The 26,634-nt window shown below is 41.7% G+C and carries 21 protein-coding genes; all 21 read right to left on the reverse strand.

The features are described from left to right. Nucleotides 1-3: 3 nt before the first annotated feature. Entirely contained in the window at nucleotides 4-1,032 is a 1,029-nt protein-coding gene (locus QZT26_RS03600) for a PDDEXK nuclease domain-containing protein (RefSeq protein WP_295100712.1), read from the reverse strand. Next, nucleotides 1,029-2,720 carry a class I SAM-dependent DNA methyltransferase gene (locus QZT26_RS03605; RefSeq protein WP_295100714.1) on the reverse strand — a complete coding sequence of 564 codons (1,692 nt, stop codon included), beginning with the start codon at nucleotides 2,718-2,720 and terminating at the stop codon, nucleotides 1,029-1,031. Before QZT26_RS03605 ends, QZT26_RS03600 begins: the two co-directional genes overlap by 4 nt. A gap of 118 nt (nucleotides 2,721-2,838) precedes the next feature. After that, on the reverse strand, nucleotides 2,839-3,498 hold the full coding sequence (locus tag QZT26_RS03610; RefSeq protein WP_295100715.1) for an RES family NAD+ phosphorylase: 660 nt from the start codon (nucleotides 3,496-3,498) through the stop codon (nucleotides 2,839-2,841). Between the two features lie 700 nt (nucleotides 3,499-4,198). After that, the gene (locus QZT26_RS03615; protein ID WP_295100718.1) at nucleotides 4,199-4,750 is read right to left on the reverse strand and encodes a hypothetical protein; all 552 of its coding nucleotides are present in this window, start codon (nucleotides 4,748-4,750) and stop codon (nucleotides 4,199-4,201) included. Then, nucleotides 4,704-6,455 (reverse strand): FAD:protein FMN transferase, encoded by a 1,752-nt coding sequence (locus QZT26_RS03620; protein WP_295100721.1) that lies wholly within the window; start codon nucleotides 6,453-6,455, stop codon nucleotides 4,704-4,706. The genes QZT26_RS03615 and QZT26_RS03620 overlap by 47 nt, the downstream gene beginning before the upstream one ends. A gap of 175 nt (nucleotides 6,456-6,630) precedes the next feature. Continuing rightward, entirely contained in the window at nucleotides 6,631-7,101 is a 471-nt protein-coding gene (locus tag QZT26_RS03625; protein ID WP_295100724.1) for a hypothetical protein, read from the reverse strand. Between the two features lie 519 nt (nucleotides 7,102-7,620). Continuing rightward, nucleotides 7,621-9,912: a hypothetical protein gene (locus tag QZT26_RS03630; RefSeq protein ID WP_099326446.1), complete on the reverse strand. Its 2,292-nt coding sequence runs from the start codon at nucleotides 9,910-9,912 to the stop codon at nucleotides 7,621-7,623. A 2-nt stretch (nucleotides 9,913-9,914) separates the two neighbouring features. Beyond that, entirely contained in the window at nucleotides 9,915-10,577 is a 663-nt protein-coding gene (locus QZT26_RS03635; protein WP_099326445.1) for an HD-GYP domain-containing protein, read from the reverse strand. Nucleotides 10,578-10,988: 411 nt separating this feature from the next. Next, nucleotides 10,989-11,306 (reverse strand): DUF2325 domain-containing protein, encoded by a 318-nt coding sequence (locus tag QZT26_RS03640; RefSeq protein ID WP_099326444.1) that lies wholly within the window; start codon nucleotides 11,304-11,306, stop codon nucleotides 10,989-10,991. A 74-nt stretch (nucleotides 11,307-11,380) separates the two neighbouring features. Further along, on the reverse strand, nucleotides 11,381-12,424 hold the full coding sequence (locus QZT26_RS03645) for a lysylphosphatidylglycerol synthase transmembrane domain-containing protein (protein ID WP_157820695.1): 1,044 nt from the start codon (nucleotides 12,422-12,424) through the stop codon (nucleotides 11,381-11,383). A gap of 108 nt (nucleotides 12,425-12,532) precedes the next feature. Continuing rightward, entirely contained in the window at nucleotides 12,533-15,091 is a 2,559-nt protein-coding gene (locus QZT26_RS03650) for a multiheme c-type cytochrome (protein WP_099326442.1), read from the reverse strand. Nucleotides 15,092-15,094: 3 nt separating this feature from the next. Then, a complete protein-coding gene (locus QZT26_RS03655; RefSeq protein ID WP_157820694.1) occupies nucleotides 15,095-16,180 on the reverse strand; it encodes a family 1 encapsulin nanocompartment shell protein in 1,086 nt (361 codons plus the stop codon). A 72-nt stretch (nucleotides 16,181-16,252) separates the two neighbouring features. Continuing rightward, the gene (locus tag QZT26_RS03660) at nucleotides 16,253-16,741 is read right to left on the reverse strand and encodes a cation transporter dimerization domain-containing protein (protein WP_295100735.1); all 489 of its coding nucleotides are present in this window, start codon (nucleotides 16,739-16,741) and stop codon (nucleotides 16,253-16,255) included. Then, entirely contained in the window at nucleotides 16,701-17,228 is a 528-nt protein-coding gene (locus tag QZT26_RS03665) for a cation diffusion facilitator family transporter (RefSeq protein ID WP_295100737.1), read from the reverse strand. The genes QZT26_RS03660 and QZT26_RS03665 overlap by 41 nt, the downstream gene beginning before the upstream one ends. A gap of 544 nt (nucleotides 17,229-17,772) precedes the next feature. After that, nucleotides 17,773-18,102, reverse strand: a complete 330-nt coding sequence (locus tag QZT26_RS03670; RefSeq protein ID WP_099326438.1) for a hypothetical protein — start codon at nucleotides 18,100-18,102, stop codon at nucleotides 17,773-17,775. Next, nucleotides 18,099-19,085 carry a hypothetical protein gene (locus QZT26_RS03675; RefSeq protein ID WP_099326437.1) on the reverse strand — a complete coding sequence of 329 codons (987 nt, stop codon included), beginning with the start codon at nucleotides 19,083-19,085 and terminating at the stop codon, nucleotides 18,099-18,101. Before QZT26_RS03675 ends, QZT26_RS03670 begins: the two co-directional genes overlap by 4 nt. 162 nt (nucleotides 19,086-19,247) lie before the next feature. Continuing rightward, entirely contained in the window at nucleotides 19,248-20,684 is a 1,437-nt protein-coding gene (locus QZT26_RS03680) for a carboxypeptidase-like regulatory domain-containing protein (RefSeq protein WP_197705241.1), read from the reverse strand. Nucleotides 20,685-20,814: 130 nt separating this feature from the next. Further along, nucleotides 20,815-21,234 (reverse strand): carboxypeptidase-like regulatory domain-containing protein, encoded by a 420-nt coding sequence (locus QZT26_RS03685; protein ID WP_099326436.1) that lies wholly within the window; start codon nucleotides 21,232-21,234, stop codon nucleotides 20,815-20,817. Nucleotides 21,235-21,441: 207 nt separating this feature from the next. After that, nucleotides 21,442-23,109: a glycosyltransferase family 39 protein gene (locus QZT26_RS03690; protein ID WP_099326435.1), complete on the reverse strand. Its 1,668-nt coding sequence runs from the start codon at nucleotides 23,107-23,109 to the stop codon at nucleotides 21,442-21,444. 275 nt (nucleotides 23,110-23,384) lie between these two features. After that, nucleotides 23,385-24,812, reverse strand: coding sequence for an FAD-dependent oxidoreductase (locus tag QZT26_RS03695; protein ID WP_099326434.1), 1,428 nt, complete (start codon nucleotides 24,810-24,812; stop codon nucleotides 23,385-23,387). A gap of 117 nt (nucleotides 24,813-24,929) precedes the next feature. Then, nucleotides 24,930-26,321 (reverse strand): hypothetical protein, encoded by a 1,392-nt coding sequence (locus tag QZT26_RS03700; protein ID WP_295100742.1) that lies wholly within the window; start codon nucleotides 26,319-26,321, stop codon nucleotides 24,930-24,932. Between the last annotated feature and the right edge of the window lie 313 nt (nucleotides 26,322-26,634).

Here is a 26,634-nt window from a genome sequence, read left to right on the forward strand (position 1 = left end):
GATTCAGACATCGCCTCCCAATTCTGCTTCGAACTCTTCAATACTTGGCAGAGAGGACTTAAACTCATCTGGCAGGCTTCTGGTGATGATATATTCGCTCACGCCAATAGGCTTGTGGACATCCTTCAGAGCATATTCCACTACCGTATCATTTTTTGATTTGCAGATCAAAATGCCGATAGTGGGATTGTCCGGTTCTGTCTTCAAAATACCATCAACTGCCGAAATATAGAAATTGAGTTTCCCTGCATACTCAGGCTTAAATTTCGCTGTCTTGAGTTCAATTACTACATAACAATGTAATCGGACATGGTAGAATAGCAGGTCAATAAAAAATTCGTCGCCGTCAACTTCCAATCTGAACTGTCTTCCGATATAAGAAAAGCCTGCTCCTAATTCCAACAAAAATCTGGTGACATGATTGATCAGGGCATCTTCCAGTTCTTTTTCATCGTGCTTTTCCCGCAACATCAAAAAATCAAAGTTGTAAGGGTCTTTGAGGGTTTGGCGTGCTAAATCCGATTGGGGTTCGGGAAGGGTAGTTTTAAAATTGGTAATAGCCTTTCCTTCTCTTGCATATAAACCGCTTTCGATGTAATGCGTCAGTACCGCCCTTGACCAGTTATTTTGAATTGTTTTTTGAACATAGAAAACGGCCTCTAAAGTGCTTTTACATTTGGATATTATGACGATATTATGTCCCCAGGGAATTTGGGCAACAAGCTGTTGCCCAATTGTATCACACCGTTTGAAAAACATATACCACTGACGGATATATTTCAGGTTCCGTTCAGAAAATCCTTTCATATCAGGAAATTCAGACTGCAGATCCCGACTCATTTGCTTGATAAAGCCATCTCCCCATGCGGTCTCTTTTTGTTTGGTAACCATCTGCTCAGCCAAATCCCAGTATAGACGCAAAAGCCCCTGATTGACCGCAACCGCCGCTTTGATCTGCGCTGATTGAATACATTGTTTTATCTCCTGAATAAACCGCTTGTAATCATTGGTTTTGATGATGTTGCCTCTCATACCAGCTTTACCTTTTTAAGATTTTCCTTGATTAGTGCATTGAGCTTCTCTTCCTCCTTCAACTGTTCTTCAAATTCCTTCTTCAAACTGGTAAACCGCTCCTTAAAATCAAAATCGTCTTCGTCATCAGGCAAACCTACGTATCGTCCCGGCGTAAGCACATAATCCAGTTCTCGCACGCGTTCAATGGATGCGGAGCAGCAAAAGCCGGGGATGTCCCTGTACCCCTCCCGGCTCTTCGAGCCACCCTCCCCAAGGAGGGACTTTTTTCCTTTTCCCGATGCAACTTTACCTCTCTTAAGGGATAAACCAGGAGATATATTCCCCTCCTGGGAGGGGTTAGGGGTGGGTGAATTTCTCCATTTATGATAGGTTTCTGATATGCGGGCAATATCCTCCTGAGATAATTCGCGGGTTCTGCGGTTAATCAGGCGTCCTTCATTTCTGGCATCAATAAACAGGATTTCATCGGTACGGTTTCGGAATTTACCATTGGCTTTATTCCTGCTTAAAAACCAGAGGCAGGCGGGGATCTGCGTATTTAAAAACAGCTTAGCTGGCAGATTCACAATGCAATCCACCAACCTTGCTTCAATCAATTGTTTGCGGATTTCGCCTTCACCAGAAGTCTTGGAGGTGAGCGAACCTTTTGCCAGCACAAAACCGGCAATACCGCTGGGGCTAAGATGATAAATGAATTGTTGTATCCATGCGTAATTTGCATTGCCTGCCGGAGGCACGCCGTATTTCCATCTCCCGTCTTTGCGGAGTAAATCGCCGCTCCAGTCGCTGTCATTAAAGGGGGGATTGGCGATAACGAAATCTGCTTTTAAATCTTTGTGAACGTCATTCAGGAATGAGCCTTCGTTGTTCCATTTGACCTGTGAACTGTCAATGCTTCGGATGGCAAGGTTCATCTTTGCCAGCCGCCAGGTGGTCTGGTTGCTTTCTTGTCCGTAAATGGAAATATCGTTTACCTTGCCATGATGGTTAGCAACAAACTTTTCCGACTGAACGAACATACCGCCTGAGCCGCAACAGGGGTCAAACACCCGGCCTTTATGCGGTTCAAGCATCTCCACCAGTAACTCAACAACACTTCGCGGAGTATAGAATTGCCCGCCCTTTTTACCCTCAGCAAGTGCAAATTCACCAAGAAAATACTCAAACACATGACCAAGCACATCGGCGCTGCGGGCTTTTGCATCGCCAAGGGCAATGTTAGCAATAAGGTCTATTAAACCGCCAAGGCTTGTCGGGTCGAGATTTCCGCGCGCAAAGACCTTCGGCAGCACATCTTTGAGTGAGGGATTATCCTTCTCGATGGCATCCATCGCATTATCAACTTCTTTGCCTATGGTGGGGAGCTTTGCTTTGGATTGTAGATATGACCAACGGGCAATCTCCGGGACAAAGAAGACATTCTCTGCTTTGTATTCGTCTTTATCTTCGGGGTCTGCCCCGGTGTATTCACCCTTGCCGTTTTTCAGTCTGGTATGTAAGTCTTCAAAGGCATCGGAAATGTATCTCAGGAAAATCAAACCGAGCACAATGTGCTTGTATTCTGCTGCGTCAATGTTCTTACGGAGCTTGTCTGCTGCCTTCCAAAGCTGCTTTTCAATCGGTTCCCCGCCTGTGCGTTGCACGCGGACAGGTTCTTTTGTGCTATTCTCTTTGGTCTTTGCCATCTTCATCTCCAGTCAGTTATTAACTTCTCTTACGTAGAGGTTTTGTTTTATTCATAGGGATAACTATAAAGCTAAGAGGCGTGGTGGCCGTATCTCCACGTTCTTCTTGAGCGTATTGTTATACGTTTTTATTTTCATAAAAAAAGTAGCTTATGTCAGACGTCTCCACGCTGTATGTTTTAATAATATCATAGTCCTCTTTATAAAATAATGAATAGTTATTCCCGCCAACATTAAATTCACTTTTATATTTTATTCCTCTGAACCCTACTGATTTAAAGTGCTCCGAAAAATATTGTGTCACCAAATAGTTCAATTTTAATTCGAGCGGCCACTGCATTGAAAACATGTCCGCAAAATCGTAAAAAAACAATTTCCAGCTATCGTCTTTACATTCCAGTGTTAGATCAGCAATACTAATAGTCCGCTTTATTTCGACTTCACCTATAGTCAGATATGCTCCTTTCCACGGCCTGAGTTCCGCCCCTGCTGTATCTAATTCTCCAGCACAGTAAAGATATGGAATCCCCTCGGGATTAATTCTTCCTGATATAGCAAGATGCCGAGGTGGAGGACCCATTTCTTCCGGAGGAAATGGTTTTTTCTCATCCTCTCTCTTTTCAAATTTAATTTTGTTAATTCTAGCACGATAAAGCTTTGAATCAGCGGGAATAATCGAGTTGAATTGTTCACAAACCATTTGAATTATTGAATCAACGAATGATTTGTATGGCTCTTGCATGATAAAGCGAGATTCATATTTTATAATATCTATCAACTGTTTAAGATGCCACCAATTATCTGTTAAACCGTCTGAGGTATTCGAGTTATCCATAATTGAATATTTTTATTTATTCCGTATAACATTGACTTAGATTGATCCGCATAATATGCGGAATACAGGTTTTTTGTCCACATAACATGCCTTTGATATGGTAAAGACTATCGTGATAATCACTTCAGACACTGCCACCAGTGTCTCTTTGCACTTGTTATCATGTCGTCTTATACGGATCAGTATAAAAATCCCCTTATTCCATTTCAAAGCCTGTCTAACAGGCTATGGACCCCTGCCGATCAGCGATTAATCCTCGTCGTTTTTACATCGCTAAAAACCTAATGGGGTCATTAAGGGGGGATTTGATTTAAACCTAATAAGGGAGTAATAATGGGGTCAAAGTAATAATGGGGTCAAAATAATGGGGTCAAACCTAACCTATTGACAATAATGTATTTTTCCCTGAGAAGATTATACATTTGACAGTTTTAATTACAAGGATATGTTGGAATTGTTAATATTCAGGAAAATCCAGGTACCAGTATAGCTAACTATTAGTCGGGGGGCGCCTTATTGCACCGGAAACGCTGTTTCCGGAACATTAGTGGGATTTGATTTAACAAATTATCAAAACTTACAAACTGTCTCAGGTATTGTCGTGCCGTAGCTGTTTGTCTGCCTGTTTTGCCTTATTTGCCTGTTACTTTTTTGTTTGTCCACGATAAAACCACATATCGTAGAGGGGGAAAAAGATGTATGCGCCGAAGGTAAGGATAAAGAGGATGTTGGAAATGGTTAACAGTATGACAAAATGGTGTGACGTATAGCGTATAAGCCATGGCGCACAGAGGTTCATGATGATCCCTGCTAAAGAGCCGCTGTAAACGGCAATCTTTAACCAATCACGCAATTGCGTCATTGCAAGCATCCTGGAAAGGATAAAAACGACAATGGGTATTGAGAAGATATGGGCGTGGGTTACTCCTAAAAGTTCTCTGTACGACTTGGGGAAATAAATACCTTCCTTTAAGCTCTCCATGTATTCTTCCTGAGATTGATTCGGATCAAATTCTCCCCCTTCATCGCCACAATAATAGCGCACCGTTTTCGCCGGAGAAAAACCCGTCTTGTCATACGCTATCCAAAAACCTACCCCAATGGCGACGGTAATTATGGCCAGGAAAAATGTAAAAAATATCTTATTGCTAATTGGCAGAGACCACATGCCACGTGACATCGGTTTTTCCTTCATTTTCAACTCTTGTAAATTTTTCATTAAAACCACGGGTTGCATACAATACAATTTTCCCGCCCTTCTCACACGCAATCAATGCCTCAGCACCGGGAATCTCACGTAAATATTTCAGTCCTTTTTCTTGTCCCAAAACATATACACTTGTAGAAAGCGCATCAACATCCGTTCCGGATGGAGCAATTATTGTCACAGCAATTGTTCCGTTTACAGGCTTCCCTGTCCGTGGATCAATTATGTGTGAATACCGGACGCCATTAATTTCAAAGAATCGTTCATAATCGCCCGACGTCGCAGTTGCTTCATCCTTAAGCTCCAAATATCCCAGTATTTCATTTTTATATCTAGGATGCTGTATGCCAACCCTCCAGGCGTCTTTCCCGTCAGAAACCCCCAATACATATATATTGCCGCCCAGATTAATACAGGCATTGTCAATGCCATATTTCTTTAATACGTTCAACGCCTTGTCTACGGCATATCCTTTCCCAATAGCGCCCGGGTCTATTTGCGTTGATATATGTTTAAAAAACACCGTGCCTGGTTTTTTCTTATCTCCGTTTCTTTTTATCTCTATATTTTTATACGATACAGACGGCAAAAGCCTGTTAATTTCTTCATCAGAGGGAATATGTCCCTTCTCATTAAAGAACCCCCATAACGAAACTATGGGAGAAACGGTAATATCAAACGCCCCGCCGCTTAACTCGCTAAAAAAAAGTGATTGTTCAATAAATTCCAGGAATTCCTCAGAGCATGGAACAGGAGCCTTTGCCGCTTCCCTATTCACCCTGGAAAGTTCGCTGTCTTTTTTGTAATTGCTTAAAAGTGCGTCCATTCGCTCCATTTCATTCAGCGCGGCGTCAATTGCTGCACCTGCATTCTTCACATCATTGGAATAGGTGGATATCTCGGCGAAAGTACCCATAATCATTCTCGTTTCTTTTACGAGTTTTTTCCCGGAAGCTTCATCCCCTCTTTTGCTCTGTTCTTCATTGAAATTGCGATGCGCCACGCCCTCAGACGATTGCATTTTTTTATCATTAAACGTGCTATCTCCATTAAGTTTTACCAGGGTATTGCCCTGTTTCTTAACGTTTACCTCCCTCTTGCCGTTCAGATAATATTCATTTATCACTCCCAGCACCTTCCTTACACCGGCGCACATATATTGAACTGACATGGTAGCACCGGTGATATTAATGATGTCTTTGTTGGTCCTGATTGAATTTTTGAATGATTTGCCTGAAAACTGGTGGAGAAAACGTTTCCTTGCAATCTCTCCCCCGCGGCTCTCCCGATAGACAAGCACGGCGACCTCGCTTATCTTCCCGTTTGGTTTTACTCCAACAATAAAGGTAAACGGGTGAAACTTGCCTATCTCTTCTGTTATGATCGCATATCCCTGGATTTCATTATTTTTCTTTCCAATATATACGATAAAACCATCCTCAAAGATACGCCTTTTTAATAACTGTTCCAGATGCTGTTTTTCTTCCGGAGTCATAATAAATTCGTCGGTTACTATTTCATCGCTCTTCGGGAAAACCAGTTTAAGCGCCTCTTCCTGGGTAAGATACACGTCCATTTGAAAATTTTCTGCAGGTTCCGCTTCCCCTTCCTGAGAAAAAACCTTGCCGGCAAACAACACCAACAAGCTCAGTGAAACGTAAAAGCTGAACTGAAAAAATACATTTTTATTCATGATAAACTATCCTATCGGAAAATATCCGGCGAAGCGGGGCCTCAAACCGATTTAAAAAAGCTAATATTGACACATTGTAGAGCACGGTAGCGGTGAAGCATTTGCCCGTTTGGGTATGAACGCATTTATGACAATTTACAACAAATGCTTCGCCCCTACATTGCAATTAAATGTTTCAAGGCGCCTGCTCCATTGCACTAAGAATCTGTTCAACCCTATCAAGGATCATTTGTTCGGGGAGTCCATTTGACGGAATGCGGTCCCAGCGATACGCGCGCGTTCCGCCAGGAGCCTTCTGTTCCACCTGAGATCCTATCGAAAGATAGGTTTTGTTTTGCTCCGGCACAACGGTAATGAATAAACGGTAACGTTCGTGCCATCTCCCCTCCAAAAGCACTCCCATGTTCTGTGTTGTGGAATAGCCCGTCACCCAGTCAGTTACCAGGAATCCTTTTTCCACATTCTTCTCTTTCACGCGTATTCCAATAAGCGCCTGATCAACCGCCTCCCAAACCGATGCGGCATCGCCGTTGACATACCGTGAAACATTGGTTAAATTCCTTCGTCCCCATTGTCCTGTAGCACAACCGGCAAGTGCTATGAAAGCAAAAAAAGTGATCATTAATAAGGCAACATTCCGTTTCATTTACGACAATCCCTTTGTCTTCGTTGAAAAGTAAAAATAGTAACAGATATATCCATCTTTTACAAACACTTTGTATCCTTCCTGTTTTCAGATTGAACCGGATGTTTTTTGCAGTACCATTGGCTGTGAATGGTAAAAAGCCGTGAAAAAAACCATAAACAGTGCAAAAAGTTTCGGTTCAATTTTGGACGATTGAACCAACCATTAGAAACGGCTCTGCAGGTTAGGGATGCCGGGCACACTAAACTCATATAGTGCGACGAACCTCGTCGCACTACAAATGACAATTACCGTAACACTTTAGTTTTTTGAAAAAGGAGGGGTAAAGCATTTGCTGTAAATTGCCATAAATGCGTTCATACTCAAACTGGCAAATGATTCGCCCCCTACACTACGATATTTGGAATTTTTTGGGCATTCAAACATTTTAATTTAGTATTTGTCTTGAATTTCGTGATTCGACATTCGAATTTGTTCTTAATTTTTTTGTTCAGTAACGCGCCTTCACGGATATCCATTTTACGGCTCTACGGTTATTTCCACTTTATGCGATTCATAATCATTTTCCTCCAGGGAAGAAATCACATATCCGTTTTGCGCCGCAAATTCAAGCGTTCCTTTCGGATAAAAGCGGTAAATAAGCCTTGCAGTGATGGTTATTGTGCTGTTGTCCAGTGTTTGGAACTCATAGTGTGTGGTGTCTGTCTCATTCGCCTTGATGCGCGTATCGTACAATTCCTCAACGGCAAAGGCATACAATATATCATTGAAAAAAGGATCCAGATCCTTGTTATCTTCAAGCATCCTGTTATGTTTTATGAATATTTTGCCCGACTTCCCTGCATAGTCTCCTTCACCATTATAATAGCCATTCGGGAAATTTCCTCCCGGGGTATCAACGACTTGATCATTGGTTTGACTAAGAGAATTTCCTGTTTGCGTTACTTCCACATATAAAACGACATTTCGTTGCGTAACACCGGATGGGTAAGCATGACCCGTATGTGAATTTTTCACATCCACATCAAAACTGACAATACCATCAGTGACACTGGCATTCGAAACTGAAAGATCCACCGCCCAATCAAGATATCGTTTCTTTTCGCCAACCGGAAGGTTTTGATTGGTTCCTTCAAAATGGTGAGGATATATGGTTCTGGGGTCGCGGCTGGTCCCCGACTGCTTTTTGTCTTCGGACAACATATAAAATGAATCTGTGACCTCTTTATAATTTGCAATAGATTTGCCCGTTGCGGGGTCAGGGGGTGGGTCTTTCATATGGCAATCCTGACACTGCAGCGCCCGCCCTGCATAATTGTTTACCGGATAATCTTCTTCTAATCCGCTATAACCGCTAAATCTCCATTCGCGATATGTATCTTCACTCCATAATATTCTCTCAATGGTTTCTTCACCCGTAGGTTGATCATTTTCGTCTACCGGTTGTAAATATAATTTCCGTGCATCCTGATGGCAGGAGGTGCATATTTCACTCTTTTTAAACAGAGGAACGTACGATGCCTGCATACTTTTATATGTAACATCGTCAAAAGGCCCAAACATCACCTTCCCCTCTTTTGAGGATTCCAGGGAAGGATCGGGACGTAAAAGGTCAACTTTATAATTCACGCCTGGTTCCGTCCAATACTCTTCCCCATCATGCACATTTTGAATCTTATGACAAAAATCACAATGAACACCCTGTTTGTCTATTGAAGATAAATTATCAACATCAGTCAAAACACCTGCCCTCATATCCCATTTTGGTGTCTTACCGTCGCCCTGTAAACCGGATGCAAACGAAGGAGAATGACAATCAGCGCAATCGTGAAGATTCCCCGCGTCTCCGAGAATCTTATATCTGCCGGTGTCGTCTTCAAATATTTTCCCCTTATCGCCTACAAATTCAGGATTCGGATCGTTAAAGATTGAATCATCTTCAAAATTTGAGCGGTCACCCGTCACGTACCATGCGGTATATAAAAGAAAGTTCAGTTGATTTATCGGATTCATCGCCGAGGCTGCCATCTCGCTGTCATTCCATTCATTATAAATATTACTGTGACACTTTTTACAATTTTTACTCGTCCGGTATTCATAATCAGAATGGTCTTTCTCCGGAAACGTTGAAAGGGCAATCTCTGCAAAATCATCCTCCCCCAAAATTATTTCTTTACCCGCATTTTTAAATCCTTCTTTGCCTGCGGCAACTATGACTTCCTGTCCGGAAATGCCCTCGTATGTAATTAAAAAACTTCCGTCTTCGTCAGAGAGCACATAGTGTGCTTCATCTTCCGGATAATAGCTCTCATCATTTTTATTAATATCCGCCATCCCCTGTATCCTTACCCGGGCATCTTTTATATTACCTGAATATTTATCATAAACGGTTCCGGCAATCTCCCACGTTTCATACGTACCTACCACAAGACGCGCTTTTTTTCTGATTTTATAATCTTTCCATTCCAGTAGTATCTTGATTGTTATTTTTTTGCCAACCTCATAATCACCGAACGAAACTGAACCTGTGAACGCGCTTTGAGCCGTATTCCAGGTTAATTCAAATTCATTTTTTGAGTTTTTACCCTTTTCTTTTAAAGTAAAAACAGATTTTGTAACGTCATGATAGTCATACTTATTTTGTGATATCTTCACAAAGAGGGTATCCGTGGCGAGAAAAGCCCTGTCATCCGTAGAAAAGTCCGCATTTCTGCTCAACGTATATGAAACACCGGCAAAGGCGCCCTTGCAAAGAAAAACAGATACAATGAAAAACACAATGGTTATCTTTAGAGTAGTATTATATTTCATAACTAAATCAATCTCCTTGAGTGCATTAATTCTTCATGCCCCACAAAGGCATAATGTTTTATTTCTTCTGTTTTTAATTTATTTAATACCACTTCTATTTCATTTTGTATCTTCATCATGTGGCTTATTACTGTTGGACAAAACTGGCTCCCGGTATGAAGCTCAATCTCCCCGAAACATTCCTCTATGTTTTTTGCCCTTCTATAGGAACGGCCTGCAATTATTGCATCAACGGCGTCTGCCACAGAAATTATTCTCGAGGCCAGAGGAATGCCTCCCCCTTTAATGCCTTCCGGATAACCCAGTCCGTCAAAACGTTCATGATGGTGAAGCACTATCCATGATATATCCCCAAACAACGGCAATCTTTTCAGAATATTACAACCTATCCGTGGATGTGCCTGTATTTCTTTTTTTTCTTCAATGGTCAGTTTTCCAGGTTTATTTAATATCTTATCGCATATACCTATCTTGCCTATATCGTGCAAATGTGCTGCTATATGTATTATTTCTTTTTCATTCTCCGGCAATGCCATTTCATTTGCAATCATCACTGACAATTCAGCAACGCGCCATGAATGAATAGAGGTGTATGGATCCCTTGCATTTAAAATATTTACGACAATATCAATTACTTCATGGATATTTGCCTTTTGTCTTGTCATAATATTACTTTAATCAATAACTGCTCCTCATGGTTCACCAAACATTAGTAATTTTTATAACTATTTAACCCACTGCCCCCTCTTTATCCCCTCTTTTTAGCGAGAAAATGAGAATTGTTTCTTTTAAGTTGAGTTTTTAAAAGACAAAAACCAACGGCATTCAATTTTACTCACCCCCTGGCCCCTCCCAAGAGGGGAATTCGACAAGTCCCTTCTTGGGAGGGGATTAATGGGTGAGTTTGTTCATTGCTTGACTAAAAATTTGAAACTCCAATACATCAATGCAAAGCAAAGCACCACTTCGCTCGTAACGAAGCAATCGCTTCGTTCTACAACTTTGAAATTCCATAACATTTTTTGTAGAGACGCATGTAATGCGTCTCTACAAAAATATTGAAAATTCCTATACGTTTAATTAAGTGGGAACAGCAACCCCTTCTTTTTAAGCTGACACTGGTTATCCTTTATCTTTTGATAAATGGACGACCATGATCTTTTTGCATAAACAACAGGTATTTCCTTCAAACTTGCATACTCTTTAATTTTGTGTGAAAGGTTATGGTTCACGTAATCACACAATACAATAATAAAATCCATTGACTCAGGAATGCTGTTTCGCATCTTTTGATTGCTTCTCCCAGCCAGATGTTTTATATCATTCACCCCTATTTTATCAAGCTCCTTTGGAATACTCCCCAGATGATCGCCGCCCACTATCAATACAGACATTTTCAATCCTCCAAATATTGTTATTGAGACTCATTCGCAATATAATACTAAAAAAAATCTGATTGTCAATAAAATTATTCTCCGACGCTCCTTCCATATCTTTCTTTCAAAATACATGGCGCCGCTGCGATAGCATCGTATTTTCTCAAAGTAATTTTTGAATAAATGGTAACAACCAGCATATAACACAGTATAATTATGTGTGATGAAAAAGATACGATACTGGCGTCTTTCCCTGAAAACCCGATAAGCACCAGTCCTCCGAACCATCCCATCTCGTGTGAACCAAAATCCGCGACCCCCTGAAACGCCCTTGACATTACGGCGATAACCGATACGGCTGTCATCTGCAAAAAGCTTACAGAATACCCTAATCCCCTGGTAATCATATAAAAAGCCAGGAATATGCACAACCAGGTACATAGTGTATAAAAAACGGTTTGAAGGCCTGTCCTGATATTACTGATTTCCCTGAAGCTCTGTACAATTTTCTGAAACTCTCCTGAAAATTTTTGGATTAATTTATTTTCCTGCCACAAAGCGAAAAAATTACTTTTTTCCCCTATCCATACCACATAGGTATTCTTCCTTAACATGCACAAAATAAACAATGCGGTAATCGCAAAAAACAATACTGCCCCGCCTTTCATTAGCATGCTTATCCAGGGTGTCATGCGCAATTTCATACATAATGCTATTATCCCGCAACATACAATAAGAAGTGAGTAATCAAACATCCTTGCAACCACAAGGGAAGAGATACCGTTCGCCACAGGAATGTTCAAATGCTTTCGCGCAAGATATATATACGTAGCCTCTCCGGTCCTAAAAGGCAGCAAGTAGTTATAAAAAATGTATAATGACTGCACCCGGAACAATTGTTTTCTCAATGTCTTTTTTGTGTGGATAAGGCATTGAAAACGTAATGTGCGAAATGCCTGGTTTGCGCTATAGGCAATAAACCCTAATGCTAACCAGAGAACAGACGCATTTTTTATCGTAACGAGAAAATCTTCCGGCCTCATTTTCGAAAATAAAACCCAATAAATAACAAACGGCAATGCTATGGGGAAGAGCCATTTTATGCTATTTTTAACTATCTCTTTTTTGTAATTCACACAATTATTCATCTGAAAATATCGATTTTTGTAACGACGGTTCAACACTCTTAACACGCTCATACATATAAAAAACTTAAAATCTTGCCAACGAATGCCTTTGCTTTTTCAAAAGCCTGAACTGCTACCGGATTTTAAACGTCTTAATTTTTCAGCCTCATCCCGTATACGAGTCAGATTCCCGACTCCCTGAGCAGTACCCCACCACCAGCTTATATCCGGCTGGGCGTGAGCAGCGCCTTTATAACCTTGCAAATGGCTCCAGAACCACATCTCCGCATATTCCCTTTCTATGCCGCCAGGATTCCCTTCATTTTGGGTAAAAATAGAATAAGCGCCAAGAATGGGGCCTATCACCGGTAAATGTCCGTTGGTTTGTTTAAATAGCCTGTACATTTCAGCCCCCAGTTTTTCAGCGCCAAGCACCTTAATAATCAAATCACTGAGGGGAAAGGGAGGCCTTTTCTCCGGAGGAGGTTCAATTGCATTCTCACTAAAAAGTTTTTCTATAATAAGCTGCGCTTCGTCTATCCGCCGCCATGATTCAAACATATATTGGTCTAACGAATCAAGCCACATGCCGGCAAAGCGGCTGCTATGGCATTTTGAACAAAGCTCCACCCATTTGCGGCGTTTTTCCTGGCTTTCAGCAGAATAGATTTCAAGTTTTTTATCCATGGGCGGTATTTTTATTCCATAGGGGAAGTCTTTTAGTCCTGATTTAAATTCCACTTCCTTTGGGGGAATGACTCCCATGCGCCATATACCCTTTGTTTCCACATTCATTTCCCATTTATTATTTCCAACGTACATATGACAATATTGACAAGTCGGCGCCAGATAATCTTCCCCGGGAATAACCTCCGCAAGGTTTTTGTCCCAATTCCACCGCTCTTTTGTAGTCTCATAAATTACCCCCCATTTGGAACGTGAATAACTCTCCCAATCGGGGTGGTCAGGTCCCATATGACAAATTGAACATGCTTCGGGCCTTCGGGCTTCAGCCGCGGAAAAACGGTGGCGTGAATGGCAATCATCACATGAAGACATGTTTTGGTGGCATTGATCGCACCCCACCATAGAATATCCCTCGCCTCGCCGATAGTATTCAGCATACCATGGAGTAGATACATTCCCTTCCCAGCTTTGAGGGTGGTTTGGCCTTCCATGATCTCTCCCTTTTATAAATTCCGCTGCTTGTTTTGGATGACAGGCTCCGCATGAATTGTCAACTGTGGGCATAAAGAGTTTTTCATGATCGGAACCATGGCAGTAAGAACAATACACACCGTCCTTTGTGCCAGGCCGCCAGTTGTTCAGCTCTTTCCCGATTAATGCCTCTATCTCCTGCGTCTCAGCGGATACATGCGGGTTTTTCTTTGGATTTGCATGGTTGGACATTTTCCATTCGGCAACAATACCAGGTGTTGTTTCCTCATGGCATTCTACGCACTGATCCGGCCTGTATTTCACCAGTAGATTTGTATAAGCGTCGCTTTCCGGAGGAACATAATGCCGTGAAGGATTAAAATAGGTATAAAGCGGAATAGGGCTATAATAATCACCCCAAATGCCGTCACCCTTTTCTAAGCCTGCAAATGATTCATACATGTTTTTCTCTGTAATTTCCGGATACATGTAAGCACCTGAAAAACCCTCAAGCGTTGGAGGCTGTCTATCCTGGCCAGGCGCACTGAGTGTTTTCCTACCTTCATCGCACGATGCAATCACAGCATTGACCCTTTTCCCTTCCTCAACCATAAAAATACCGAACATGCCGTTCATCATATGTTCCTGTGACTGGCAGTGAAAAGCCCAGTTACCCTTCCCCACACCTTCACCGGCAACGAAATCCAGGACATAAGAGTCAAATGGATTCAACCCGATAGTATCAATAAGCTTATCACAAGATTTATCCAGCCAGCGATGCCCGTGGGTATGAAAAGTGTGTGCTTCCTCCGTAATATTTATGAGATGAAACCTTACCTTGTCCCCCATTTTTGCCTTCCATGTTTCTCCTGGAAATGCGGAACTGTCTCCCCTCATAAGCTCAATATCGCCTGATTTATTGTTAAAGGCATAGTATTCCTGTCCGTTTACATTAAATGCATGCATAAATACCACAAACTCTTTATCCGGAGGATTTGGATCACCGCCAACCGGTTCCACAATAAGCGCTCCCCATAATCCTCTGGATAATCCCTCTTCGCCGCCTCTCTCAAATACGTAGGAGTGGTAAAACCACGTGCCTGGCGTGCCGGCAGTATCCCACTCAAAAATCCTTGAATCCCCAGGCGCTACAATACTTGCTGGATTCCCGGCAATATTAACGCCGACATTGGCGGTGGTATATTTAACTCCGTGAGGGTGGATAGAGGCAGGAACTGTCAGTTTATTCCTGAAGAGAATCTTAACCTTAGTTCCTTCCCTTACCTTTATGACAGGGCCGGGTACGGTGGGTACGTCACCTTTCAGGCAATACCCCCAGGCATCAAAGAACACGCCGGGCCTTGGCTCTATTGTTAAGGGTTTGGCCTCCATCTCCAAATGCACAGCACCATCCTTACCGGTAAGACAGCGGATGTCAGCGTATAAACATTGAAAACACAGAAAAAGGAAAAGGAAAGCCAGCACCACAGGCACTAAAGCCGCTGATTTGTTAAGCATAACCTACTCCAATGTACAAATTGCCTGCGGACATTTAATCCTGAGCACAGAACTCCCCACAACCCTGAACCGGTGGTTCAGATCCTGAGGGCCCCAGTACTCTACTTTATAATTGCTCCCTACGGCAAGGTCCATATTCAGACTGCCCGTTGCAATTACGAGCGCCACATCTTTATTAAAAACGTAGCTCTGATAAACACCCCCGTTTACCAACTCTTTTACCCCCTGTATCTCTAATTGTCCTGTACGCTCATAAACCCTGTGGAGATATGCATACAACTTTGGACTCACTACCAAAGCAAACGGGCCATTAAAACCCCTGCTTGTCAGTTTCTCTACTGCCAATACAACATCCTGAAAGCCGTTTCCAATAACTGACCAATCACTGAGTTTCATTATATTCCTGCCGCTTGCAGTCAAAAGCCCCGGAATGCCCATCTCAGACAAACCGTTAAAAACCATGTCGTCCTCTTTCCTGGAAACAGACACCGCAGCTCCTATTGCAGCACTTATATCAATGGGCGTCTCACACTTTTTGCTGAACTCAATATCTCTCCGGAAAAGCCAAAAGTCTTTGTAAATAAGGTATATTTGAGCAATTTCCCTCTTAAGGGGATGTATCGCCTCATTGCCCTCGCCCAGCATATCAATGCTTGCCCATGATGGCAGGCCATACGTATCAAGTGGCACACTCTGGGCGCCTGTTCCAAGTGGTCCGTAAATGTTTAAGAATTTTCTCCCTACAAGATGCTTTTCTGTTGTCTCATGGACTGCACGTTGAATTTTGTTCCAATCTTCTTTGTTGATGTTTATTTCAGATGAAATTTTTGCGAATCTACCATCTTTTGCGTCTGAGCATGTATCATCTGCAGCAAAAGCTTTGTGACACACAATACAGCTTTGTCCCTGGTATGGAGTATTTTTATGGACTGCATTTAATTCTTGTGTGGTATGACACGAAAAGCAATCATCTACTTTTGCACACGCGGCAAAAGCAGAGGACCCCACCTGCGATAGAGAAAATACTGCTAACAAGGCAAAAAAACCCGTCACTGCATATACTTTTTTAAATGTATTTAAAATACCCATAACCATCCCTCCCGAATTTCCTCTTATAAATGTTTATTTAAAAAATCCACCAATAAAATACTGCATTATTAGTCATATGGTATTCTCCTTTTTGTCAAATAAAAGTAATAAAAACCAAATTGAGCTTACATATGAAAAAAATGAAAGTCCATTGTATTCTTTTACATTTATTTTATCAGAATGGTACGGTTCTATATGCACTACCACATCGCGGATATTTACATTTTTATTAATCAGCTCGTCTTTTACCAGGTGTGCAATCGCATGGCTTTCCATTACACTCATCTCACCTTCAACCTGCACATGAATATCTACCAGCAGCGTAATTCCGCTTTTTCTAATCCTGCATTTCCCGATCGATAAAACACCCTCTACCTGTTTTGCCATTCTAATGGTTTCATCTTTTATTGTTTGCGGAGCTGAGGCATCCATTACCTCATTGAGCGCTGTCCTGAAAAGTTTCATACCGTTAAAAGTTATAATCACACATGCAAATAAAGCCGCCCAACTGTCTGCGCTTTCATAGCCTTTGCCGCCTATAAGAGCAATTGAAAATACCAATTAATGCAGCGGCTGAAGTAAGTGCGTCAGCCCGATGATGCCATGCGTCACCTTGCAATGCGGTACTGTCTATTGAATCTCCGATGGAAATAACAAACCGAAAGAGTATTTCTTTTGTTACAATGACAAACACTAATACGATAAGCGTAAACCATTCAGGTGTTTTATGGGGAACCAGAATATCTTTAATACTATGAACTGCAATAAACAAGGCTGCCCCAAATAATAACATGGAAACAAACAGTCCTGCAATAGAGTCTGCCTTTCCATGCCCGTAAGGGTGTTTTTCATCCGGAGGTTCTGATGCTATTCTCAGGCCGCTCCATACGATAACAGAACTGATGACATCCGTAGTGGATTCAATGCCGTCTGCAATTAATGCATACGAATGCCCGATGATGCCGGTAATGATTTTAATTATTGCCAGCGCTGTATTAATAATTATACCAAGCACAGAGGCCTTAATGCCTGATTCAATGGAAGTCATTGTTTGTTATTACTTACAAAGAGTAACACTTTAGTCTTTTGAAACTGGAAATTGTCATTTGTAGTGCGACGAGGTTCGTCGCACTACATGAATTTAGTGGGCGTAGATATCAAGTGAGGAACGAGCAGCAACCGATTATAACAAATGCTTCTCCCCTACACTATGCGGCAAGCAGCGCTATTATTGGAATTTTTCAAAAAACTACATCGTTACTACAAAGAGCACCTTACACAATTTAAAAACATAATACATGATGAATAACTCCGTAATAATTTCTATACAATCAAACTAATGCGTACAACATACTTATAACCAACAAACCCGTCAAAGAAAAGAGATACCAATATGCAAACCTTCTCATTTTTTATTTTCCCTCCTAAGCTGGCATAGCCAGAAGTAAACAAGCAAAAAAACAGTCATTAGTCCTCAGTCCTCAATCTGCAATTTGCCGACTGTAGATTGTAGATTGAGTGTTGATGACTTCGGATTTCACCATTCAATAGCAGCAAGGAAAAGGGTAATTGCTCCCCGTTTTATTCAGGGCTCATTTTTTCCCCTGCTCCGCTATGCAGCTCTCTTGCAATACTGGTATCTGAAGTTCTTTTGCTTCTTTCAGTATAGTATTGAGGTAGGGAGAACCACCGGCATCTCTCCCTACTATGATAAAATCAACAAACGGCACAAATGCAATTGCGGTAGCGTCCAAATCCGTTCTCTCCTTAACACTACAAAAATGAATATTTGTAATACCGTAATCTTCGAGTGGTTTCGCCATACCGGCAAAGCCCTCTGCACTACTTATTACCATTGCTGACACAACACACCTCCATTCTTTTTTTTTGCCGCCGGTTTTCCCGGAAAGTACACTATTCATTTATCGTTTCCACTTCCGCTGCCGCTGCCACTTCCTTCGGGACATACCCCTGCATCGCTGATGTCTGCCTCACTGGGATCCTCACCATTAGGCCCCTTTGCCCCGCTGGCTATCCAGCGCTCTATCTTCTGGATTTCATATTCGCTAAAATAGGGGCCTCCGTAAGGCATTCTGTGATCATTTTCTTTTTCCTCTTCCGTTACCTGACCGCGCAGCCGTCGTACTAGTAAACTATTCGATGGGTTTTCTCTATCCACAAGTTCCTCGTGTTCAATCCCGTCAGCACCTGATATTATCCCCTCCCAACTTGTCAAATCCATGCATGCCTGAGCAGGCGAACGTTCTTTGGAACTAGCATCATTATTATTATAGTGACATAGACTGCAAGGAATATTGCCATTTACCGATTTAGTCAACAGTGGAAGTACATCACGATTAAAATCAGGTTCCGGAGTATCATCAATTGCCCCCTGTTCTATCCAGGTGCGGATTTTTTTGATTTTATTTTTTTTAAAAAACGGGCCGCCGTATGGCATGCGCGCGTCGCCCGCCGCCATATCATCGCCCTTTCCCTCCAGCCTTTGCAACAACAAGCTTATATCAGGATCTTCAATATCAATAATAGGTTCTGTACCTGCGTCAGCCCCTGCCATAATATCCGCATATGACCCCAGGCTAAATTCTGCAAAGGCGTTTTCCTGAATTCCGCTGCTTTCTATGGTAAGACTCGTAAAATGGCATCTGACGCATACAACCGATTCCTCACCGCCTCTTTTTTGTGGCTCAGTAAAGAGCGGCAATATATCATTGGTAAAGCTAATCTTTTTGCTTTTTTTACCTAACTTGTTTTTTACATCCGATTTTGCATGTTCATATTGAGAATGCTCTTCTGCATTTCCGGACCTGTAATAAGCCGTTACAGAAATCCCTGTTGCCAGTATCAAAAAAAAAAGTATCGAATAAATCTTTTTATTTCTGTTCATAGAATCTCCTTGCTACACGAAAGACCGTTAAATAAAATCCAAACTCACAACATACTTCCATTTTCCTGGCGGGCTTCCACGTGGTTTATTTGGATAATAACGCCTGAGATAATCAACGCTACATTGACAATACATAAAGCGGGTTCAGATTAAAAACCTAAACTACAGCAATTCGTTTTCGTAACTCTCAATAAGTGAACTGATTGTTTCTATGGCGGATGCGGCAGATGATGCTTTCATTTTATCGCTGGCATTCCTCAAATCATGGAGCGCATCTTCCATATCATCCATAGCATCATCACCCAACCGTAATCCCAAATCTTCCAGAAATACTTCTGAATAAAGCAATGCCTCTTCAGCTACAATCATGGCATCTTTACGGTCACCTTCGCTTATGTTGGATTCGGCAGCATCCAACTCCCCTTCTACCCGGCCAATAAAACCCCTGCTCATTTCACTTACAATGGTATCGGCATCTACCTCCGACACATCGCCAGTCAGTTGGCTTTTTATCGTCTCATTTCCGGAAGGATTATCACGGGAAACATATTCTTCGATGATTCTGTAATAAACTTCTCCTTCTTTCTGATATTCCAATGCCTTCTCAAGGTCTGTATCGCGATTATTGATAATGCTCTCCACTTCCCTCAATACTGCAATATAGAAAGACCTGATAAGGGATAACCGGATAACCTGCCTCTGGACCCCTACGGTAATCTCGTCTTCGTCTAAATCTTTTTTATTTAACGCTGCTTTTCCCCGTATAAATGCAACAGTAACCCCATCCTCAAGATTCGGATTACTCCCTGTTTCTATGGACAAACGGTCCTCCGTCAGCACCTTATTTTCCCTGTCTGCCGTACTAAACAATGCCTGATAAGCAGCATATGCCTCATCCCATAATGTTCCCAGATATGAAGTACTTTCGTCATCAAAATCATTGTTGACCTCTGTAATTCTGTCATAAATCGCCAGGTAAAATACCCGTTGCAGCGTTTTGTCGATTACCTGCCCTGCCAGCTTTGGGTCAATATCATTTTCAATATCACCCATTGCAGAAATCAGGTCTTCGTCCATGGTCAGACTATATTCACTATCCAATTGCTGCGTTAAATCCTGTAAATATTCCTCATATAGAGATACAATCTCTTCTATATTGACAGGGTCTTCTTTTCTCAATGTGCCAATTTGCTGAAAAGCCGATACGGCATCATCCATCGTTTCAGTGTCGTTTGTCTTCACGTATTCATCAAAATTCAATGTAAAATCACCCTCGACATCATCTGCGTTATTTCCAATCTTTACTTTTTCCTTCCCGTTTTTATATCCAACAGACGTCACCTTAATCGTGTATTTTCCTTTTTTCAGTCCAGTAAACTCATAAAGCCCATCGGAATCTGTTTTTATTTTTTGCTTCTTATCATGCCCTTTTTTCCCTTTAATCGTCACCTCGGCCTTCTCTATCCCAACGCCATTTTCATCTACTATAATACCGTTGATAGATGCCGCCAAAACCATTGAGTGATCCTGCGGCAATGACTGCACACCATACAAAATTCCCATAAAACCAAACGACAACAATACTTTCTTAAACAACATAAAATACTCCTCCTTGATAATACTGAGACTCACTCTCACAGATAATTTAAAATTTTTTTAAGATAAGCACAGACAAACTTTGTTTGTCTGTGCCGCCCTTAAGTATACTGCCATGTTGAGAGACATTTTATCAGCCGCCACTTCCGGAACCAGAACCTCCCCCACTTCCACCTCCATTACCGGAACCACTACCGCCTCCGTTCTCTTTTGTTTTCAACGTAATGTCAACCGTTTTTTCCCGTCCATCTTTAAGCTTAAAACTCTTTTTCCCATTTGAATATCCTGACTTTTTTACGGTTAGCTTATATTTTCCTGCATCAAGATTGGAAAATTCGTATTCACCGTTTGTTCCAGTAGTACCCTTGTCTTTGAATTTTGTCTTCTTATTTTTCAATACTACATTTGCGTCTTTTACCGGTTCATTCTGCTCGCTGGTTACCGTGCCGGAGACGCTCGCGCCACCCACGGACTGTGCCTTTACCTCGCTTAAAGAAGCAAGCACACCTGTAACACATACAAAACACAACGACAAATAAAACGTTTTTACCATCTTTCACACTCCTTCCTGAATAAATAAAAATCTCATTTTTTATGAACGCATCGTTCCAAGAGTCAAACTTTTTATATTCCCCTTTTGAGAAGCTCTGTCCTCAGCCCTCAATCTGCAATTTGCCTACAGCCGACTGTAAACTGTAAACTGCTACGGTATAATAGAAAATACCTAGTCCCTTAACGGATGCGGCTAAGCAATTATTTCTTATCTTGTTTCATCAAATTTTACCAACGGCATGCCCTCCTGTTCTTCAACAATACCTTGTCTATTTGAATGATCTCTCCTTTCCACAGGCTCTTTTATCTTCGCCTTGCTTTCAAAGCGATACAATGCAAGCAAGTTATAATCTGCAACTCCATAAACGTCTCTTTCAAATACTGCCAGTTCCTTCAACCTGTCTGCATATTTGTGGCGTCCAAAAAGTTTTGAGGAGATAAGCACATTTTCCGGTTTCTTCTTCAGCCGTTTTAAGTCATTTTTCACCCCATTCATATGTGAGACAAAATATACGTGAGTGTTTTTCCTGTCACACCATTCAGGGGCGTAATACTGGAACAGCCGCCAGTCATTCAGACAGTAGAATTTAGTATCTTCTTTTTTATAATTCTCTTTTATATAGTCTATTTGCGAAACAGAGGGAGGTTTTATATCCCTGTTTATCGATACAATCCTCACGGAGTCAACCGCATGTGATAAAATAAATACCCCTGTCATAAGATAAAAGGATATTCTTCCGTATCTTTTATTCTTCAGATAATACGTATAAAAATAAAGCAATCCGGCGCTTATCACCATTGCCAGAAAAGGAACAAGCACCATGATCTGACGTATAGCATCCTGAATAAAAAGAACCCATAAACCATAAAAGAGGAAAACTACCGATAAAAACCGTATCTTTTCAGACCATTTCACCTTTTTAAAGAAATACACCAGAGAGACTACCACAATAATTGTAGGCACTACGCGCAGTAAAAACGCATCCTGCCACCACAGCCCCATACAATGGGCAATGAAACGGTAAGCGATATCATGCACCCTTTCAAAAAAACTGTCTGTTGTAACAATAGAATTGCCGTCTTCATAAAAATGGTACTCAGCATGACGTAAAAATTTTTTAAAGAACTTGCCAGGGGTAAAATGTATTATCAGATAGACCAGCCATGACGAGACCCCGGCAGCAAAACCAAGGCCGCCCCATGCGACAATCCTTCGGACAGAAAAGATATTCCTTAACAGAAAAGCCACGTAAAGCATAACAGGGGCTAACGCGAGGTATGTAACCCTTACGCCAATCCCCAAACCCAGCAGAAACCCGCTGAAGGCCAGATATGTCAAAGCATTATTTTCATTCCTCTCCAGATATTCCGGAATATCCTTTGAAATAGCCACCCGTTCTAACGCAAGATAAGAAAACAAAACAGCAGTAATCACAAAAAATAAGCCAAAGGCGTCAGAGAGTGGTTTTTCCGCCTGCAACCATATTTGCGGATTTACTATGTATAAAATGACAGCAAGTATTGACACATTTTTGGAAAACATCCGTTTTGCCAGTTCATACAGGGGAAATACCGCCATGCTGCTAAATAAAATACCTGAAAAAATCAATGCCTTAATGTCAGAACCGATAATCTTATACCCTATCCAGCTAAAAAACATGTATACCGGGTACCCCGGGAAATGCGGCTGGTCGTGTAAAATATCGTATCCCTTTGACAAACCAAAGGCAAAGTTAACACTATCCCACTCGTCAACATATCTACCAAAGAACAACAGTCTTGTCACAAGACATAGTGCAACTGCACATAATGGAAACATGTTTCCCTTTAATAAATTTTCTTTTTTTTTGATAGCTGTCAGATTTTGCTCTGCCATTTACGTTATACACCCTTGCACTATTAACATTAACTAAATTACTCCAAGCTGGTATAGCCAGAACCAGACAAGCAGGAATAAAAATACGAAATTCGAAGCACGAAATATGAAACAGGCTGGTTTTACGGTCACAGCAAACGGACACACCTCATGGTTTTAGTTTTGAACATTTTAATTTTGAGTTTCGGTATTGTTTCGAATTTCGATATTCGATTTTAGAATTTAAACGTTTTGACATATCGACAAAATTTTGTCGATGTCGAGGCGCTAAACGCCTAGGATGTCACAGAGCTTACTTCAATAAGCTCATCCTCAGAACGCATGTGATGAATAGCATCCTTCTTCGACATTGTATCCAGCATAAGATGGTGGGCAGCGGCAATTCCCATTTCCATTGCAATATCCATAAAGATATACCTGAAAGTCCCCTGCCTGCCGCACGTGATTATATTTTCATATCTTTCTAAAAATTGAAAGAGTTTTTGGCGATGCTCCACGTAATCAAGGGTATAAACAGGATATCCGTGAGTCACGCCGGTGGTAAAATAATCGACGACCTTATCCCTTATATCGAGGCCAAGGTCTTTTAAATCTTTCAAACATCTCTCCAGCAAATCCACCTTTGGGCAACTCCAAATTTCATCACCCTCATTGCATGGGATTTCAAGCATTATGGACGTTTTTCCCTCCGGGGCGCTGAAGGAACTTCTTCTCTTTGGTTCCTGGATGCGTGTCATGATGTATTTTCCTTCGGACACATACATCCATGTGTTTTCACTTATATCCGGAAGATTCACCAGAATATTAAGGAAACGAACCGCCCTGAATTTCAGCAGAGATATATGTTTCTCCATGCCAGCAGTCAAATGTGCCGGAAACGTATTAATCAGATCCGGCAATGATATGGTGGAAATCACCGCATCACAATCAATCGTTTCCTCCACGCCATCTTTCAGATACCGCACGCCGGTTATCGCATCGTTGTTTATATTCACACCCACGACCTCTGCATTCAGGACGATCCTGCCACCCATACTTTCTATTTCACCACCCATAATATCAAACATCTGCCCGATGCCTTTTTTGGGATAATAATATCCCTTTGCATAGGTTCTCGGCGTCCTCCTCTTCAGTTTAAGGAGATGAAAAAGGACGTCCTTTAGATTCAATAGTGAGATTCTTTGTGATGCCCAGTCGGAGGAAATCTCCCCGGGCGATATGCCCCACAGTTTTTCGGTATAAGGGCCAAAAAACAAATTATAAAGAGTACGTCCAAAACGACGCACAATCCAATCCTCAAACGACACCTCCCTTTTGCGAACGAACATACGTGAAAATGCAGCGATAAGATAAGACATAAATGCCTTTGCATTTGTCCACATATCCATTTTCAGGAATATATCCTTTGCGGAAAGGGGATATTCAAAGACCTTTCCCTTCAGCAAAATCACACTTTTCCGCGACGATGTCAAAAGTTCACTTCCCATCATTGTGCGAACATCTTCTACCAGTTCCCTGTTTTTAGAAATAAACCTATGCCCGCCAAGGTCAAACCGATAACCGTTATATTCATTGGTAATGCACAATCCGCCCACTTTTGAGCCCTTCTCCAGCACAGTAACGTTATATCCATGTTTGGATAATTCCCATGCGGCAGACAAGCCACATGGGCCTCCCCCTAAAACAAGCACTTTTCCTTTCATAAATCTTACTCCTTCTCACAAAAACGCCGGTTTTTCTGAACATTTGCAAATCGAATATTCATTGCTCAAACAAAACGGTATCCATCAGCGTTTCATGTAAATTCCTTAAATGTTTTATTAAAAATATGTTGCCACAGAAAACAGAAATGCGTTATTTGCTTCGTCAGGCATATCTTTATTTTCCATGTTGATTTGATAATCCAGTTTAAATACCGTGTCCTCTGTGTACCGGTAATTAATGCCCGGCGTAACCCTCGATCTCAGCCAATGGACTTTTGCAAAATCATCATCCCTGCCTGCCGTCTGCACCTGATCCCATCGCACTACTCCGGTAAATGTTGAATTATCGCCAAACAGTGTTGGGGACATGTTTCTCAGGAAAGACGGCATAAAGTGGTAACGAGCCTCAAGGTAATATCCCCACATATCATCAGTAATCCCTGAATCCTTTGCAAAATCATCCGTCTCAACAAATGCATATGCGCCCTCACCCAGGAATTCAAATGCACCCCTTTGATAGGTAAAATCAAGGGCGGAAATGGTCAACTGGTTATTGTTATTTTCGTCATACCTGCTTGTATACGCAGATCCCCCCAAATCGAGCCCGATGAACGGACTAAAAGAAACACGCCCGACAACGGCGGGACTTTTATTATAATTATCATTATTATACCCCCCCTTTGCGCTTCTTAATCCGTTCATTTCTCCGATACTTATATCGCCATCTTTATCCAGCCCCCTGAACGCACCATTCGTAACATAAATTTCATAATTGAGCTTGCTCAGTTCCGTTGGATAGAGCGAGCCAAAAAAGCCCATCCCCAGATCGGTAAGCGTGGTTGGAATAATCAACTGGTTAACAAGTGGTCGGTCAGTGAGGTCCTGTATCGGAGAATCATGGACAAGATTAAACTTTCCTAAAGGCGTAAGAAGATAGCCGCCTCTCCAGTTGATCCATTCGGTTACCAGGAAATCGATAGTTCCAAATTCAAGAATCACTTCGCCGGATCTGCCGCCGCCAACGCCGCCGAACTCAAACTCAATTTCCGTCGCCAGTTTTACACGGTCAGATATGTCTGAATAGATAAACGGTATGAATCTTTTCTGGGTAAACCCGTGTGCGGCGTCTTCATCTTCCGGCGCCCTGAATTCAAAATCCATATATCCTCCAAGATACGTATTCCTGCCGAATCGTCTCAAAAAGGGCTTTGTGTAAACCCCTCCAAATGCAGACCCAAGGTCTTTATCCACCATTTCAGAACTCTTTTTTGCCAGATAAAAGTCCTTTTCCATTTCCTGTCCTGCAGTGATTTGTTGATCATCCATGCCCGCATAAGCCGCAGGAACACTCTCTGCCTTACTACTTACCACATCCGCTTGCGCAGCTAATTGTTTTTTCAAGTCAGCAATCTCTTCATCTTTCTGCATGTCTCTCGATACTTGGTTTTTCAATAGTTCCTTAATCTCTTGTAATTGGTTTTCAAGCGCCTGCACACGGTTATTTAACATTTCCGTATCTCCTGATTGGGCAAATGCCTGCGGAGTAAAAACCCCTATACCTCCAAATACAACAATTAAACACACATACCTCACATCACACCTCCATCCTAAAAACTATATTGAGACTCAATCTCACACGTCTAGGATTGTATAATAAAAAACAATATTGTCAATTATTATTTATTATTTTTTGCATTCAAATCACGCCAATCGTGTAAAGAACCGTAACATCGCTTTCTCCGCATGACTTTTGCTATAATTTTTTGATGCCTGCCTCAATCTTTGACTTCTGGAAACACCACTATAAAAACGCTTTCATAAA

It is taken from the genome of uncultured Candidatus Kuenenia sp. (genome assembly GCF_900696675.1).
GTDB lineage: Bacteria > Planctomycetota > Brocadiia > Brocadiales > Brocadiaceae > Kuenenia > Kuenenia stuttgartiensis_A.